This window comes from Aeromonas sp. R5-3 (assembly GCF_040908225.1).
GTDB classification, from domain to species: domain Bacteria; phylum Pseudomonadota; class Gammaproteobacteria; order Enterobacterales; family Aeromonadaceae; genus Aeromonas; species Aeromonas dhakensis.
This window is the reverse complement of sequence record NZ_JBFODH010000023.1, coordinates 155637-170157: the sequence shown is the minus strand read 5'-3', so window position 1 is coordinate 170157 and position 14521 is coordinate 155637. Positions and strand designations below refer to the sequence as shown.

The following is a 14521-nucleotide window of genomic DNA, read 5'->3' as shown; positions in this document are numbered from 1 at the left end:
TCAGCGCACCAGCAGGAAGCGGCCGGTGAGGGGCGGCAAGTCCACCGTCACGCTGCTGCCGCCGATGGCCAGGCGCTCGCCGCTCTGCAGATCCACCAGGGCGCTGCCACTGCGCAGCTTGCTGGCCGGCACCGCATAGCGCTGGGGCGTGGTGGAGACGTTGAGCAGGTAGACTACTTGCTCCGCCGCCGTCTGCTTGATGTCGCCATAGACGCTGCCCTCGGCCACCAGCTTGACCCGCTCCCCCTGATAGAGGGCTGGGTGGGCGGCACGCAGGGCCAGCAGCTGGCTGAGCCACTGTTTCAGCTCGCTCTGCTCGCTGCTCGGCACAAAACCGGTGGCACCCGGCACCTTGCCATCGCTGCGGGCCACGTGATCGTCACAGAGCCCCTGCGCGGCGCAGTCGCCACCCACCTGCTTGGCAAAGCCAGGCACCTCGTCGCCAAACTCCTCGCCGTAGTAGAGGGTAATGGGGCCGGAGCGGGCCGCCAGGAAGCTGAAAGCCGCCTTGTGGCGCTGCCAGTAGTCCGCCGGATTGAAGTTGCCGCGCTCCAGCAGATCGCCGAAGCGCACCAGATCGTGGTTGCCCAGCATCAGGTTGGGCATGGCGTGGTCCGGGTAGTTCTCCACCTTGTTCCAGCTGGCATCGAGCACGCTGGCCCCCTGCCCGCCCTTGCCGGACTCCTCCACCGCCAGTGCCTGCACCAGGCCGTAGCGCAGCGGGAAGTCGAACGCCGAGGAGAGCGCCGGGTTGTCGCTCGGCCCGTACGCCTGGGCGCGGATCTCGTCGGCCCCTTTCCACACTTCCCCGACCATATAGCCGAGGGTGCCCCACTGCTGGCCGGCGGCCTTGCGCGCCGCGCTGGCCCGCTCCACCTCGCTGCGAATGGCGCGCCAGTCGTCAAGATCGAGCTGATAGGCCTGATCGAGGCGCCAGCCGTCGATGCCGTACTGCTCGACCCAGTAGCGGGCCACCTCCTTGAAGTAGGCGAGGCTCTCGGGCTGGCTGTAATCCACCAGCTGACCGGGATAACCGGCTCCACCGCTCTTGAGGGCGGGCAGCCGTCCCTCGGGCGAGGGCTTGCTCACCCCCACCTTGTTGACGTGACCGAACACCCCGTCGAGGAAGACGTAGAGACCGCGCTGATGCGCCCCGTCCACCAATTTTTTAAGCTGGGCGTTGCTGCCGAAGTTGGGGTCCACGTTGAAGAAGTCGCAGGCGAAGTAGCCGGTGGCATCCAGTCTGTCGTCCCCGCCCTGGCCGGCGCAGGAGTCGAACACCGGGGTCAGCCAGATGGCGTTGACGTTGAGGCTCTTGATGTAGTCCAGGCTGTCGATGATCCCCTGCAGATCGCCGTTGTGCTGGGAGGGACCGTAGCCGACGCCGTAGTTGGCGCTGCCGTCGCCGTCGACGAAGGACTCCACCATCACCTGATAGGTGCGCAGGTTGCAGGCCGGCTGGTCATTGCCGTAGCAGGCGCGGCTGGCGGTGGCCGGCGGCGGGTTGGTGACCGGGGGCTGTGGCTCGCTGGAACCGCTCCCGCCTCCGCTGCCGCAAGCCGTCAGTAACAGGGCGGCCCCGATGAGGCCGCCACGACGCAACGTTCCTTGTTTCATTGTTATGTTCCCGCTGTGGTGGTATCGACGCCCAAAGCGCCGCACTGGGGCCATGATAGCGGCCCAGCCCGCACGGGTCTGTGACTGAAAACGTTACCTGATTCAGCCGGTTACCCAATCCCTGCTCAGAGCACGCCAGCCGAGGCGAAGCGATAGCTGAGGGAGAGCCAGTAGGCTCGACCCGGCTCCGGGATGCGCCCCACCTGCTCGTAGCCCAGCCCGGCCTGACTGGCGTGCACCGACTTGGAGAGGTGCTCGTAGTAGAAGGTGTCGAACAGATTGTCCACCCCGGCCGACAGCTGCCAGCCCGGGTGGAACTGCCAGGCGGCGCTCAGGTTCATGGTGAAGAAGCCCGGGGTCTCCCCCTGATCCTGCCCGGCCACGGTGCCGGACCCCACATCCACCCGATCCTGGGCGGCCACGGCGCGGCCCAGCAGGGTCAGGTTCCACGCCTCGGCTGGCTGCCAGCCCAGCGCCAGCTTGCCATCGAGGGGCGGCATCTGGGCCAGCGGCTTGTTGTCGCTGCGGTTTTCACCGTAGACCACCGCCAGGCCGCCATCGAGACGCCACTGCTCGGCAAACTGCCAGCGCCCCTCCAGCTCGCCGCCGCGGGTCTGGGCGTCGATGTTGCGCACCTTGTTCGACTTGTTGTTATAGAGCAGATAGTCCTGAATGTCGGCGCTGAACAGGGAGAGGGTCAGATCCAGATCGCGGCTGCGCAGGGCCAGCCCCGCATCCCACTGGCGGCTGCGCTCCGGGTTGAGGGTGAAGGGCACGCTGTCCTTGCTGCGCTCCCAGTAGTCAGGTGCCCGCTTGGCCTGACCCCAGGCCAGGTAGCTCGACCAGGCCGGCGACCACTGGTATTCGTAGCGGCCAAAGCCGCTGTCCAAGGTCATGGTATCGCTGTAGAGGGTCTGATCCCCCGCGCCGTAACGGGTGGTCTCAACCCTGTCCTGCCGGTAGCCCCCCTTGTAGCTGTGGGCCCCCTGCTGACGGCCCAGCTCGGCAAAGCCCCCCTGCTGTTCGAAACGCAGAGTGCGCTGGCGCGGCTGGCTGGCGTAGTCCACCCCGCTGCGGGCCCTGTGCTGATCCCGGTTGGCATCGAACCCGGCGGTCAGCAGCCAGTCGGCCGGCAGGGCGATGTCGTTGGCCCAGCGCCCGCCGGTGTTGCGCCGGTCCGGGTTGGAGAGCATCTTCATGCCGCTGTTCGGCCGCAGGCTGAAGTTGTCCATGATGTGGTCTATGTCGTTGTCCCACAGGGTCAGCTCGCTGCGCTGCCAGTGGGTAGTGATCTGCTCCTGCCTGAGCTTGAGGCCGAAGGATTCACGGTCGAACATGGGGCCGTCCATGGTGCGATCCGCATAGGCGGCGCGGGCGTTGCTGCGCTCGGCGGTGAGTTCGAGCCAGGTGTGCTCGCTGGGCGTCCAGCCAAGCTGGGCGGTGCCGTTCTCGCGTCGGTAGAAGGAGCGTACCTTGTCGCCGTGACCGTCACGGTAGTCATCGCTGTCGGAGTGGGTGAACTGGCCGCGCAGATAGCCCTGCGGCGCTCCTACCGTGGCGTCCAGCATCTGGTCGTCGCGCCCGAAGCTGCCATAGAGCGCCGACGCCTCGGCCTTGACACCGGGGGCGGTGAACTCGGGCCTGTCCCGCTCGAACAGCACGGTCCCTGCCAGCGTCGCCCCCTGCTCGAGGGATTGCGGCCCCTTCAGCACCCGGATCCGGTCGAAAGATTGGGGAAAGACGTAGGCGGTGGGCGGATCCATCCGGCCGCCGCAGCCACCGGCCAGCATGCCGCCATCCATCTGCACGTTGAGGCGGGACATGCCCATCCCCCGCAGCACGGGATCGCCACCCAAGCCCCCCTTACGCACCATGCTCATGCCGGTGACGTTCTTGAGGTAACCTGCGCCGTCGGCCGCCGGCATGGGGGAGCCCGGTTTCTTGGGATCCAGGGTCACCTCCAGGGTACTGGCGGGGCGACTGGCGACCACCACCATGGGTTCCAGTTGCTGGACGGCCTCCTGACCGGCGGCGCCGTGACAGGCGAGGCCACCCACCAGCAGGGCCAGCGGGGTGCGCATATGACAAGCCATACTCTTTCCTTATCTCTCTGTTTATGTTGTTGTTTTAATTCCAATCGCCAAACCATTCAGCTGCTGGAAGGTTTGCCGTCAGGCTGCAAAAAAGGCCTGCGGCACGGTGGCGGCAAGCCCTGAGAAGCGAAACCAGGCTAGGGTTGGCAAAATGTTGCGCAGGTTTTACCCAAAATGGGTGAGGAAGGCAAACGCTCAAACATTCCCGTTACAGGAATCTTGTGATGGCTCACAAAAACAGGGAGTTAGCTGAAGGCCTCCCGCTCATCGATGGGCTTGATCAAGTGATAGACCTCGTGAGCCGACAGGGTACAGCCGGCGGGCCACTCCAGCTGATGGTGACGATTGATGAAGACCCGGGCGAAGCGCCGCTCCGAATCCAGCGCCGCAAATAGCGGCTGGGTGCGCCAGGGGGCGAGATCCAGCGCCCCCGTGGTACCGTCCGAGAGCACCACGAACAGGCTCCACCCCTGCAAATATTCCACATCGATAAAGACCGGCATCCCTTCGGCTCCGATTGAGAAAAATCGGCGCCATTATAGATAAGCCCCCGCCCTCGCTTTGCAGGCAGGATCACAGTTTTTCCAGTCGTTTCTGCTGTCTGCAACCCTTGTCCGCCATCACAGAAAAATCATAAAACGTGCCAAAAGTTGCGCTTTCGCACACTCCCGACGCAACCTTTGCCCGCCACCACTGTCATAACCCTGCAATATAAAAACAATGCGCCCGTGGACGGGTGTAAACAGGCTTGTAGGAACAACAATGACCACTATCAGACGATGGCTGGGACCGTTTTGGCCCATCGCCGTTTTTTCATTGATCGCGCTCGTCTCTCTCTCCATCAGCCGGCTCGCCCTCGGCCTCTGGCAGCTGGAGCGGGTCGACGCCGTCGCCGGCTGGCAGGAGATGCTGCTGCAGGGAGTGCGGGTCGACTTCGCCACCCTCTGCTGGCTATGGGGCGTGCCCGCCGTGTTCACCCTGCTGCTGGCCGGCCCCCATGCCGTGGGCCGTGCCTGGCTGCAGTTCATCCGGGTCTGGCTGACCCTGGGGCTCTGGCTGCTGCTCTTCCTGGAGATCTCCACCCCCTCCTTCGTAACCGAGTACGGGGTGCGGCCCAACCGCCTCTACGTGGAGTACCTCATCTATCCCAAAGAGGTGTTCGCCATGCTGTGGGCCGGCCGCAAGGGCGAGCTGCTGCTGGCGCTGGTGTTCAGCTGCGCCGTGCTGGCGGGCGGCTGGTGGCTGAGCGGCCGCTTGCTGCGCGGCATCAGCTTTCCGCGCTGGTATCTGCGTCCGGCGTTTGCCCTGCTGATCCTGGCCATCGGTTTTCTCGGTGCCCGCTCCAGCCTGGGCCATCGCGCCCTCAACCCAGCCATGGTGGCGTTTGCCAGCGATCCCCTGGTCAATGCGCTCACCGTCAACTCCTCCTACTCCCTCTTCTTCGCCATCAAGCAGATGCGGGCCGAGGAGGATGCCGGCCAGTTCTACGGAGAGCTGCCCCGCCAGCGCATCCTGGATCTGGTACGCCAGGAGAGCGGCCGCGAATCCCATGAGTTCAGCTCCGACACCCTGCCCAGCCAGACCTTCAACGAGGCCAGCTACGGCGGCAAGCCGAAGAACCTGGTGATCCTGCTGCAGGAGAGCCTGGGGGCCCAGTTCGTCGGCTCCCTCGGCGGCCTGCCGCTCACTCCCAACATCGATGCCTTGTCGAAAGAGGGTTGGGCGTTCGAGCAGCTCTACGCCACCGGCACCCGTTCGGTGCGCGGCATCGAGGCGGTGCTGACCGGCTTCACTCCGACCCCGGCCCAGGCCGTGGTCAAGCTTGGCAAGAGCCAGACCAACTTCTTCACCATCGCCGATCTGCTCAAGCAGCGGGGCTACGACACCAGCTTCATCTACGGCGGCGAGAGCCACTTCGACAACATGCGCAGCTTCTTCCTCGGCAACGGCTTCACCACCATAGTCGAGCAGAAGGACTTCAAGAACCCGGTGTTCGAGGGCTCCTGGGGCGCCTCTGACGAAGATCTGATGGCCAAGGCCGACCAGACCTTCCAGGCCCTGCACAAACAGGGAAAACCCTTCTTCAGCCTGGTGTTCAGCTCGAGCAACCACGATCCGTTCGAGTTTCCCGACGAGCGCATCGCCCTCTATGAGCAGCCCAAGCAGACCCGCAACAATGCAGCCAAGTATGCGGACTACGCCATCGGCGAGTTCTTCAAGAAGGCGAAGCGGTCGGATTACTGGCAGGACACCCTGTTCCTGGTCATCGCCGATCACGACAGCCGGGTCAGCGGCGCCAGCCTGGTGCCCATCCCCCGCTTCCACATTCCGGGGGTCATCGTGGGTGACGGCATAGCGCCGAGACAGGATCCCCGCATCGTCAGCCAGATCGACATGGCACCGACCCTGCTCTCCCTGATGGGGATCAGCGCCGACTACCCCATGCTCGGCAAGGATCTGACCCGCATGCCCGCCGACTGGCCGGGCCGCGCCATCATGCAGTACGACAAGAACTTCGCCCTGATGCGCGGCAAGGACGTGGTGATCCTGCAGCCGGAGCGGGCGCCAGAAGGCTTCATCTATGAGGATGCGACAGAGACGCTCACCCCGGCGCCGCAGCCGGCCACCATGAAGGACGCGGCCCTCGGCCTCGCGCTCTGGGGCAGCCTCGCCTATCAACAGGGGCTCTACCGGACGGCGCCGGATACCCGCACCGTGCTGAACTGAGCGCCATAAAACAAAACCCGCCGATTGGCGGGTTTTTTGTAGGGGCAGACGGGGCATCAGGTGTTGAGGAAGCAGGGCAGCGAGCGGCTGAACTTGTGCTCGAACACCAGCGAGGTCTCGAGGTGCACCACCTCTTCGCGGGAGGTGAAGTGATCGAACACGAAGTTGCGCAGGTGCTCGGTATCGGCGACGCACAGATGCACCAGGAAGTCATCCTTGCCCCCCATGTGGAACAGGCTGATCACCTCGGGCAGGGCCAGGATGGCGTCGCGAAACGCATCGATGATCTGGCGGCTGTGGCGGGCCAGCTGCAGCGACACCATGGCCTGGATGTGACCCCCCAGCGCCTGGTAATCCACCTCGCAGTGGGCGCCCTTGAGCACCCCATCCTGCTGCAGCTTGCGCACTCGCTCCAGACAGGTGGACGGTGCCACCCCGACCAGCGCGGCCAGATCCTTGTTGGTCATGCCCGCATCGCGAAACAGATGGGCCAGGATATCCAAATCCAGTTGATCCAGGTTTCTCATCTTTACTCCTTGAACCGCTCAATTTTTTAGACTCTGCCCGTAAACCGGGCTGAACACAACGCAGATTGACATCGGGGCCGCGCCCCCTATGCTTTGGCGCACTCAAAAACCGGCTCACGCCCGCCGTCACTGGCTTCATAAGGAGCTTTATGCACCCCTCCCACCCCTTCTGGAGCCAGGAGGTGCCGCGTCTCGACGGCCAGCTGCTGCTGACCCCCTGCCCCGGCACCCAGCAGGTCGCGTTGCCGCTGGCCCTCGATCAGCTCAGGCTGGCCGGCGCCCGCGCCGTCATCACGCTGATGACTGACGCCGAACTGGCTCGCCTCGAGCTGGCCCACTTGGGCGAGACGGTCGAGCGCGAGGGATTGCGCTGGTTTCACCTGCCCATCGAGGATGACCAGGCCCCAGACGCCACCTTCGAGCTCGCCTGGCAACAGACGCTGCCGCAGCTACTGGCCCTGCTGCGCGAGGGGCAGCACCTGGCCATCCACTGCAAGGGCGGCAGCGGTCGCACCGGGCTGGTGGCCGCCGCCCTGCTGATGAGCCTGGGCCAGCCCCGACAGGAGGCGATGGCCGCCATCAAGGCTCACAGACCCAAGGCGTTCACCCTGGCCTGCCACCGCCAATGGCTCGACCAGCTGGCCGAGCGGCTGGATCAGCACGCCTGATTACTTGCCACCCTGGTCGTAGGTGAAAACCTTGCCGATATCCTCCACCCGATAGCTGGTGAGCTGGTAGACGTAGTAGTTGAGCCAGTTGGCAAACAGCAGGTGGCCGTGACTGCGCCAGCTGGCGCGCGGGGTCTGGCTCGGGTCGTTGTTCGGGTAGTAGTTGACCGGAATGACGGGCTCAAGCCCGGCGGCCAGATCCCGCTGATACTCGCCATCCAGGGTCAGGGCGTCGTATTCGGGATGGCCGGTGACAAACACCTGGCGACAATCCTTGGTGGCCGCCAGATAGACCCCCGCCTCTGCCGATTCGGCAAAAATCTGCAGATCTGTGTTGGCGCGGATAAGATCTCCGTCGAAGGCTGCATAACGGGAGTGGGGCGCCACAAACTCGTCGTCGAAACCGCGCAGCAGCGGCTCGTGTTCATCGAGCCTGTGGTGACGATAGACCCCGGAGAGCTTCTCGCCGTGGGTCTGCTTCTCCATGCCGTACAGGGCCTTCAGCGCCGCCTGCACCGCCCAGCAGAGAAACAGGGTGGAGGTGACGTGCTGATGGGACCACTCGATGATCTCGACGACACGCGGCCAGTAGACCACCTCCTCGAACTCCACCAGCCCGAGCGGCGCCCCCGTGATGATCATGCCGTCGTAGTTGTTGCCCCGCACCTGTTCGAAGTCGTGATAGAAGTTTTCCAGGTGCGCCTGAGGGGTGTTCTTCGACTCCCGATCGTCGATGCGCAGCAGATCCACGTCCACCTGCAACGGCGAGTTGGAGAGCATCCGCATCAGCTGGATCTCGGTCTCTATCTTCTTGGGCATCAGGTTGAGGATGAGCACCCGCAGCGGGCGGATGTTCTGGGTGACGGCCCGGGACTCCGTCATCACGAAGATGTTCTCCTGCCCCAGCACTTCGGCGGCGGGTAACTGATCCGGGATCTTGATCGGCATGCTTACTCCCTGTACTGCATCGGTAAATATGTCTGGACATCCAGAAGCCTATAATAAAGCGACTACCCTGTCATCAGATACCTTTTGTATTCACCCCCACCTTTGACTAGCATACGGCTCAATGTGTCTCTCGCATCCAAGACAATGACAGGTATCAAGATTTCAGTAGACCGGCTGCAAGTCGGCAATTACGTCTCTCTGCCACTTGGCTGGCGCGAACACCCCTTCCTGTTTTCCAGCTTCAAACTCAAGAACGAAGAGGAGATCGAGCTCATTCGCCGGCTCGGTCTCAAGCTCGTCACCATCATCCCGGACAAGAGCGACGCCCCGCCCAAGCCGCTGAACCAGGTTCAGGCCCAGCCGCAGGAGGCGCCAGACACGGCCCAGCGTCAGGCCGAGATGCAGCAGGAGAAGGAGCGCCGCATCGAGCAGTTGCAGCAGTACCGCCGCGACCTGCAGCAGTGCGAGAAGCAGTTCCAGCAGTCGCTGGCCCAGGTGCGCAACGTGATGGGCAAGATCCAGTCCCGCCCCCTCAACGCCATCGGCGAGGCGCAGGAGCTGATCAACGCCATGACCGAGCAGTTGCTGTCGGTGGACGAGATGGTGCTGCACCTGGTCTCCGACAGCGAGGATGGCAACAACCTCTACTTCCACTCCCTCAACGTCAGCGTGCTCAGCATGCTGCTGGCCAAGGAGTGCAACATGTCGGCCGACGAGATCCGCCGGGTCGGCATGGGGGCCCTGTTCCACGACATCGGCAAGCTGAAGATCCCGAGCCAGATCCTGCGCAAGACCGAGCCGCTGACCAAACCCGAGCGCAACCTGATGGCCCAGCACCCGCGCTACGGGCTGGATCTGCTCAACCTGGCCAAGGACTTCCCGGCCGAGGCGAAGGGGATAGTGCTGCACCACCACGAATACCTGGACGGCAGCGGGCCGGAGGGGCTCAAGAAGGGACAGCTCGACCCGCTGACCCAGATAGTCTCGCTGATCAACGAATACGATAACCTCTGCCACATGCAGGCCAAGGTGCCCTACTCGGCCCTGAGCGGCCTCTACAAGCAGCGCAAGGCCCAGTTCAACCCGGACTACCTCGGCATGCTGATCCGGCTGATGGGGATCTACCCGCCGGGCAGCGTGGTGCAGCTCTCCAACGGGCAGGTGGGGCTGGTGATGTCGGTCAACACCTCCCGCCTGCTCTACCCCTCGGTGCTGGTGTACGATCCGCGCATTCCGCGCCAGGAGGCGGCCATCATCGATCTGCAGCAGGCCGAGCTCTCCATCGCCAAGGTGATCCATCCCAAGCGGCTGCCGCCGGCGGTGTTTGAGTACCTCAACCCACGCACCCGCATCAGCTACTACTTCGAACACAACAAGCCCTGATTGACCCGGCCACCCAGGTGGCCAGCCCAGCCCCACCGCCAGCCCCGAGGAGCCCTTCATGCGCATCGAAATCATCAGCACCGGCGACGAGATAGTGACGGGCCTGGTGGTGGACACCAACGCCGCCTGGCTCAGTGCCCTCCTGCTGGAGCAGGGCTGGCAGGTGCGCCGCCGCGTCACCGTGGGGGACAACCTCAAGGACTTGAAGGTTGTGCTGCAAGAGAGTGCCGCCCGCGCCGAGGTAGTGCTGGTGTGCGGCGGGCTCGGCCCCACCGCCGACGACCTCACCGCCCAGGCGGCGGCCGAGGCCTTTGACCAGCCGCTCACCCTCTTCCCGGACTGGCTCGCCACTATCGAAGCGCGCTACGCCAGCCGTGGCCGACCCATGCCCGCCAGCAACGCCAAGCAGGCCTGGCTGCCGCAGGGGTGCGAGACCCTCGACAACCCGGTGGGCACCGCCTGTGGCTTCCTGGTGCAGGCGGGCCCGAGCCGGCTCTTCTTCACCCCGGGCGTGCCGTTCGAGTTCAAGCAGATGGTGCGCGAACAGATCTTGCCGCGCCTCAAGGCGCTGGCCGGTGCAGAGAGTGACACCGAACTGCGCCGCTTCTACACGTTTGGCGTCTCGGAGTCAGCCCTCAGCGACATGCTGGATGCGGCCCCCTGGCCCGCCGGCATCGAGCTCGGCTACCGCTCCTCCATGCCCCTCATCGAGCTCAAGCTTATCGGCCACGACGCCAGCACGGCGGACATGGACGCCGCCGAGGCACGGCTGCTCACGTCCATCGAGCCCTGGCTGGTGGGACGGGGTGACGAGGAACCGGCGCGGCAGATCCTGGATCTGTTGGGGGAGAGACCGCTGACGCTGCTGGAGGGGGAGAGCCGGGGCGCCTTGCTGGCCATGTGTCACGAGCACCCGGCCCTGGCGGCCGGCTTCAGCCACACCCTGAGCGATGACCTGATGCAACTGGCGGCCGGCTTCAGCCACACCCTGAGCGATGACCTGATGCAACTGGCGGCGCTTGCAGCCCCTTTGAGCCTGACTCTGGGCCGGGCAGGCCCGGACGGCGTGCCGCTGCTGCTTTGCGCCGACGGGCAACTGCACGGCCAGACCCTCAAGGTCAGCCACCCGGATCCCGACAGTGGCCGCCGGATCCTCGCCTTCGCCGCCCTCGACATGCTGCGCCGCCACCTCTTGGGGCTGCCGGTGCTCGGCGACTACCGCACCCTGACCCGCACCGCCAGCCGTTAACAGCCAGCAGCCAGGTTCTCACCCCTCCCGGGGCATCAATCCAGACTCTTCTTGAAGCGATGGGCGGCCAGGGTCAGCACCAGCAGGGTGAAGCCCGCCAGCCAGAGCACGTCCGGCTGCAGCTCGGAAAGCTCGCCGCCGCGCAGCACTATGCCCCGGATCAACCGCATGAAGTGGGTGGCCGGCAGCACCTCGGCAATCCACTGGGCCGGCAGCGGCATCCCCTCGTAGGGGAACATGAAGCCCGACAGCAGGATCGAGGGCAGCAGGATGAACACCGTCATCTGCATCGCCTGCAGCTGGGTCTGCGCCAGGGTGGAGATGAGCAGCCCCAGGGTCAGGCTGGCGGCGATGAACAGCAGGGTCGCCAGCAGCACCTGGCTCAGGGCGCCGTTGATGGGCACCGCGAAGATGAAGTGGCCAAGGCCGAGGATGATGGCCACCTGGATCAGCCCCACCCCGATATAGGGCAGGATCTTGCCCAGCATCAGCTCCATCGAGCTGACCGGGGTGGTGATGAGCAGCTCCAAATTGCCGCGCTCCCGCTCCCGCACTATGGCCGCCGAGGTGAACATGATCATGGTCATGGTGAGGATCACCCCGAGCAGACCGGGCACTATGTTGACCGCCGAGCGGCGCGCCGGGTTGAAGTAGAGCACGGTCTCGAAGGTGAGCGGTACCGGCTTGAGGTCGGGCCTCAGATCCGAGAGCGGCATGTTGCGAAGGCCGAGCAGGGCGCCGGCGATCATGGTGTCCGAGCCATCCACCAGCCACTGGCCCGCCGTCTCGCCGGCGCTGAGCCGACGACTCAGATCGGCGGGCAGCACCAGCACGGCGCGCACCTCACCCCGGGTCAACGCCGCCTCGGCCTGCTGCACCCCGACATATTGCTGCTTGATGTGCACCACCTGGCTCGCCTTCACCGCCTCCACCAACAGCCGGCCCGGCACGCTCTGGCTCATGTCTACCAGTCCCACCGGGATCTGGCGCACGTCGGTGTTGATGGCGTAGCCGAACAGCAGCAGCTGGATCAACGGGATCATCACCACCATGCCAAAGGTCAGTCTGTCTCTGGCCAGCTGGCGCAGTTCTTTCTGGGTAATGGCCCAGAGCCGTCGCAGACTGTTCATCGATTCGCTCCTGCAAGCTGGCGAAGTACTTGCCGGGTCATGGCCCAGAGCCCTTGCCAGCCGTTCATGCCCTTGGCTCCTGACCGGTGCAGCTGACGAACACATCTTCGAGACTCGGCCTGACCAGCGCCAGGCTGGCGCCAGCCAGCGCCGGACAGGCCTGCTGCAGCCAGGCCACCGGCTCCGCCAGCTCCTTGTCCACCAGCACCCGCAGGCGCTGGCCGAGCTGGGCGGCGGAGCGCACCGGTGCCAACTGCACCAGCTGCTGCTTGAGCAGCCGCAGATCGGCGGCCTGCACCTCCACCACCCGGGTGCTCATGGCATCCATCAGCGCCTGTGGCGCCCCCTGGGCCCGCACCCGGCCCGCCTCCATGATGGCCAGCTGGTGGCAGCGTTCCGCCTCGTCCATGTAGTGGGTGGTGACCAGAATGGTGGTGCCCCCTTCGCTCAGGTCGAACAGCTTCTCCCAGAAATCGCGCCGGTTCTGCGGGTCCACCGCCGAGGTGGGTTCATCGAGCAGCAGCAGCGCCGGCTGGTGGATCACCGCCGCCGCCAGCGCCAGCCGCTGCTTCTGGCCGCCGCTCATGGCACCGGCCCGCTGCCGTGCCAGCGGCGCCAGCTCATAGGTGGCAAGCAGCTCGTGCAGGCGGGCGGCCAGCCCGGCGCCGCCCATGCCGTGGATCCGCCCCATGAACTCCAGGTTCTCCCAGGCGGTCAGTTCGTCATAGAGGGAAAACTTCTGGGTCATGTAGCCGATCCGCCGGCGCAGGGTCTCGGCCTCGCGGGGGATGCTCAGCCCCAGCACCTCCACCTCCCCCGCCGAGGGGGTGAGCAAGCCGGTCAGCATGCGCAGGGTGGTGGACTTGCCGCAGCCGTTGGGGCCGAGAAAGCCGTGGATCTGCCCCTTGGGCACGCAGAGATCCAGCCCGTCCACCGCCAGAAACTGGCCGAAACGGCGGCTAACTCCCTCTGCCCGGATCGCCAGCTCACTCATGGCCGGCCCCTGCACCGGCAGGCTCGGCCTGCAGCGGCAGACCGCTCGGCAGATCCTGCGCCGTCGCCGGCAGATCGATCTCCGCCAGGTAGACCAGCCGGGCCCGATCCCGTTCGTTGAGGGCGTAATAGGGGGTAAAGGCCGGCTCTTTCGAGATCCAGCGCAGCCGGCCGGTGAAGGGCTCGGCCACCCCGTCCACCTGCACCCGCACCGGCTGGCCGACGCCATAGCCGGCGAGGGAGGGCTCGGGCACATAGACCCTGGCATAGGGGGCCTGGTCCGCCTGGATCGCGGCCAGCACGGCACCGACCGCCACCCGCTCGCCGAGGTGATAGGGCAGGCTGTCGAGCCGGCCGCTGCGGGTGGCGACGATGGAGAGATCCGCCAGCTCCCGTTCGGCCAGCGCCACCTCGGCGGTGGCGGCCTGCAGGGCGGCCTGCGCCTCGTCGATATCTTCACGCCGCACGCCCCGCGTCAGCTTGTCGAGTTGCTGGCGCGCGCCGTCCTGCTCGGCCAGGGCGCTGTCGCGCTGGGCACGGGCCTTGTCGAGATCCGCCGGGCTCACCAGCTTCTGGCGCACCAGCCGGTCGACGCGCTCGAAGTTGCGCTCGCTCTCCCTGACGGCGGCCTGCGCCTTGTCGAGGCTGGCCCGGGCAGCGGCGATGTCTTCCGGCCGCTCACCATTGGTCAACCGGGCGAGGGCGGCCCGTGCCTGGGCCTCCCGCGCCCGCGCCTGGGCCAGCACCGCCTGCTGGCGCCTGTCATCGAGGCGGGCCAGCAAGGTGCCCTCCTGCACCTGGCTGCCCTCCGCCACCGGCAGGGCGCGGATGATCTCGCTGGCGGTGGCGGTGAGCAGCACCCGATCCCGCTCCAGGGTACCGAGGGCGGTGGCGGGGGCCTGCGGCTGGCAGGCACTGAGCAGGCCCGTCAGGGCCAGAGGCAGCAGACAATGACGCAAGGTTGACACTCCTTTCGCGGTGGGCGACGGCCAGTGGTGGCCTGCAGACGGACTCCCGGTGCCGTCAGCATACTCGCTGTTACTTTTCATTTCCTCGCTCCAGTTCACCCATTTGTGCTTAGCTCATTGACCAAAAAGGAGAAATGTCTGGATACTGCAGACCAGCACTATGTTGATCATCAGCATTTTTAACAAGATGCCGATTAACTGGAAACAGGCAGCCGTCC

12 protein-coding genes are annotated in these 14521 nt (G+C 65.5%); 4 read left to right on the top strand and 8 right to left on the bottom strand.

Features of this window, described 5'->3' with window-relative positions; all coding sequences use genetic code 11:
* The 3 genes from AB5Y95_RS15425 to AB5Y95_RS15415 form a co-directional block, all read right to left on the bottom strand.
* On the bottom strand, positions 1 to 1617 hold the full coding sequence (locus AB5Y95_RS15425) for an alpha-amylase family protein (protein ID WP_043170977.1): 1617 nt from the start codon (positions 1615 to 1617) through the stop codon (positions 1 to 3).
* A gap of 125 nt (positions 1618 to 1742) precedes the next feature.
* Positions 1743 to 3710: a TonB-dependent copper receptor gene (locus AB5Y95_RS15420; RefSeq protein ID WP_043170976.1), complete on the bottom strand. Its 1968-nt coding sequence runs from the start codon at positions 3708 to 3710 to the stop codon at positions 1743 to 1745.
* 245 nt (positions 3711 to 3955) lie between these two features.
* The gene (locus AB5Y95_RS15415; protein ID WP_010635292.1) at positions 3956 to 4213 is read right to left on the bottom strand and encodes a DUF2442 domain-containing protein; all 258 of its coding nucleotides are present in this window, start codon (positions 4211 to 4213) and stop codon (positions 3956 to 3958) included.
* Between the two features lie 259 nt (positions 4214 to 4472).
* Between AB5Y95_RS15415 and AB5Y95_RS15410 the strand changes: the two genes are divergently transcribed.
* On the top strand, positions 4473 to 6437 hold the full coding sequence (locus AB5Y95_RS15410) for an LTA synthase family protein (RefSeq protein ID WP_043170973.1): 1965 nt from the start codon (positions 4473 to 4475) through the stop codon (positions 6435 to 6437).
* A 56-nt stretch (positions 6438 to 6493) separates the two neighbouring features.
* On the opposite strand, the gene AB5Y95_RS15405 is transcribed toward AB5Y95_RS15410, so the two are convergent.
* Complete coding sequence (locus AB5Y95_RS15405) at positions 6494 to 6964, bottom strand: Lrp/AsnC family transcriptional regulator (RefSeq protein ID WP_011704464.1); 471 nt, start codon at positions 6962 to 6964, stop codon at positions 6494 to 6496.
* A 149-nt stretch (positions 6965 to 7113) separates the two neighbouring features.
* Here AB5Y95_RS15405 and AB5Y95_RS15400 point away from each other — a divergent pair, with 149 nt between their 5' ends.
* Positions 7114 to 7632: a cyclin-dependent kinase inhibitor 3 family protein gene (locus AB5Y95_RS15400; protein ID WP_368161539.1), complete on the top strand. Its 519-nt coding sequence runs from the start codon at positions 7114 to 7116 to the stop codon at positions 7630 to 7632.
* On the opposite strand, the gene metA is transcribed toward AB5Y95_RS15400, so the two are convergent.
* Positions 7633 to 8580, bottom strand: a complete 948-nt coding sequence (metA, locus tag AB5Y95_RS15395; RefSeq protein ID WP_005308287.1) for a homoserine O-succinyltransferase — start codon at positions 8578 to 8580, stop codon at positions 7633 to 7635.
* Between the two features lie 144 nt (positions 8581 to 8724).
* On the opposite strand from metA, the gene AB5Y95_RS15390 reads away from it, so the two are divergent.
* Together AB5Y95_RS15390 and AB5Y95_RS15385 are read left to right on the top strand one after the other, a co-directional pair.
* Positions 8725 to 9963 carry an HD-GYP domain-containing protein gene (locus tag AB5Y95_RS15390; protein ID WP_005308285.1) on the top strand — a complete coding sequence of 413 codons (1239 nt, stop codon included), beginning with the start codon at positions 8725 to 8727 and terminating at the stop codon, positions 9961 to 9963.
* Positions 9964 to 10021: 58 nt separating this feature from the next.
* Entirely contained in the window at positions 10022 to 11212 is a 1191-nt protein-coding gene (locus tag AB5Y95_RS15385) for a competence/damage-inducible protein A (protein ID WP_368161538.1), read from the top strand.
* 35 nt (positions 11213 to 11247) lie between these two features.
* Here the strand turns inward: AB5Y95_RS15385 and AB5Y95_RS15380 are convergent, their stop codons facing one another.
* From AB5Y95_RS15380 to AB5Y95_RS15370, 3 genes are all read right to left on the bottom strand, one after another.
* On the bottom strand, positions 11248 to 12342 hold the full coding sequence (locus AB5Y95_RS15380; protein WP_368161537.1) for an ABC transporter permease: 1095 nt from the start codon (positions 12340 to 12342) through the stop codon (positions 11248 to 11250).
* 64 nt (positions 12343 to 12406) lie between these two features.
* Positions 12407 to 13336 (bottom strand): ABC transporter ATP-binding protein, encoded by a 930-nt coding sequence (locus AB5Y95_RS15375; protein ID WP_268010095.1) that lies wholly within the window; start codon positions 13334 to 13336, stop codon positions 12407 to 12409.
* Complete coding sequence (locus AB5Y95_RS15370) at positions 13329 to 14303, bottom strand: HlyD family secretion protein (RefSeq protein ID WP_368161536.1); 975 nt, start codon at positions 14301 to 14303, stop codon at positions 13329 to 13331. The genes AB5Y95_RS15375 and AB5Y95_RS15370 overlap by 8 nt, the downstream gene beginning before the upstream one ends.
* Positions 14304 to 14521: the final 218 nt, after the last annotated feature.

Excerpts from the sequence above, each read along its gene's own strand:
- AB5Y95_RS15425 (WP_043170977.1), bottom strand. The coding sequence starts at position 1,617 with ATGAAACAAGGAACGTTGCGTCGTGGCGGCCTCATCGGGGCCGCCCTG.
- AB5Y95_RS15420 (WP_043170976.1), bottom strand. The coding sequence starts at position 3,710 with ATGGCTTGTCATATGCGCACCCCGCTGGCCCTGCTGGTGGGTGGCCTC.
- AB5Y95_RS15415 (WP_010635292.1), bottom strand. The coding sequence starts at position 4,213 with ATGCCGGTCTTTATCGATGTGGAATATTTGCAGGGGTGGAGCCTGTTC.
- AB5Y95_RS15410 (WP_043170973.1), top strand. The coding sequence starts at position 4,473 with ATGACCACTATCAGACGATGGCTGGGACCGTTTTGGCCCATCGCCGTT.
- AB5Y95_RS15405 (WP_011704464.1), bottom strand. The coding sequence starts at position 6,964 with ATGAGAAACCTGGATCAACTGGATTTGGATATCCTGGCCCATCTGTTT.
- AB5Y95_RS15400 (WP_368161539.1), top strand. The coding sequence starts at position 7,114 with ATGCACCCCTCCCACCCCTTCTGGAGCCAGGAGGTGCCGCGTCTCGAC.
- metA (WP_005308287.1), bottom strand. The coding sequence starts at position 8,580 with ATGCCGATCAAGATCCCGGATCAGTTACCCGCCGCCGAAGTGCTGGGG.
- AB5Y95_RS15390 (WP_005308285.1), top strand. The coding sequence starts at position 8,725 with ATGACAGGTATCAAGATTTCAGTAGACCGGCTGCAAGTCGGCAATTAC.
- AB5Y95_RS15385 (WP_368161538.1), top strand. The coding sequence starts at position 10,022 with ATGCGCATCGAAATCATCAGCACCGGCGACGAGATAGTGACGGGCCTG.
- AB5Y95_RS15380 (WP_368161537.1), bottom strand. The coding sequence starts at position 12,342 with ATGAACAGTCTGCGACGGCTCTGGGCCATTACCCAGAAAGAACTGCGC.
- AB5Y95_RS15375 (WP_268010095.1), bottom strand. The coding sequence starts at position 13,336 with ATGAGTGAGCTGGCGATCCGGGCAGAGGGAGTTAGCCGCCGTTTCGGC.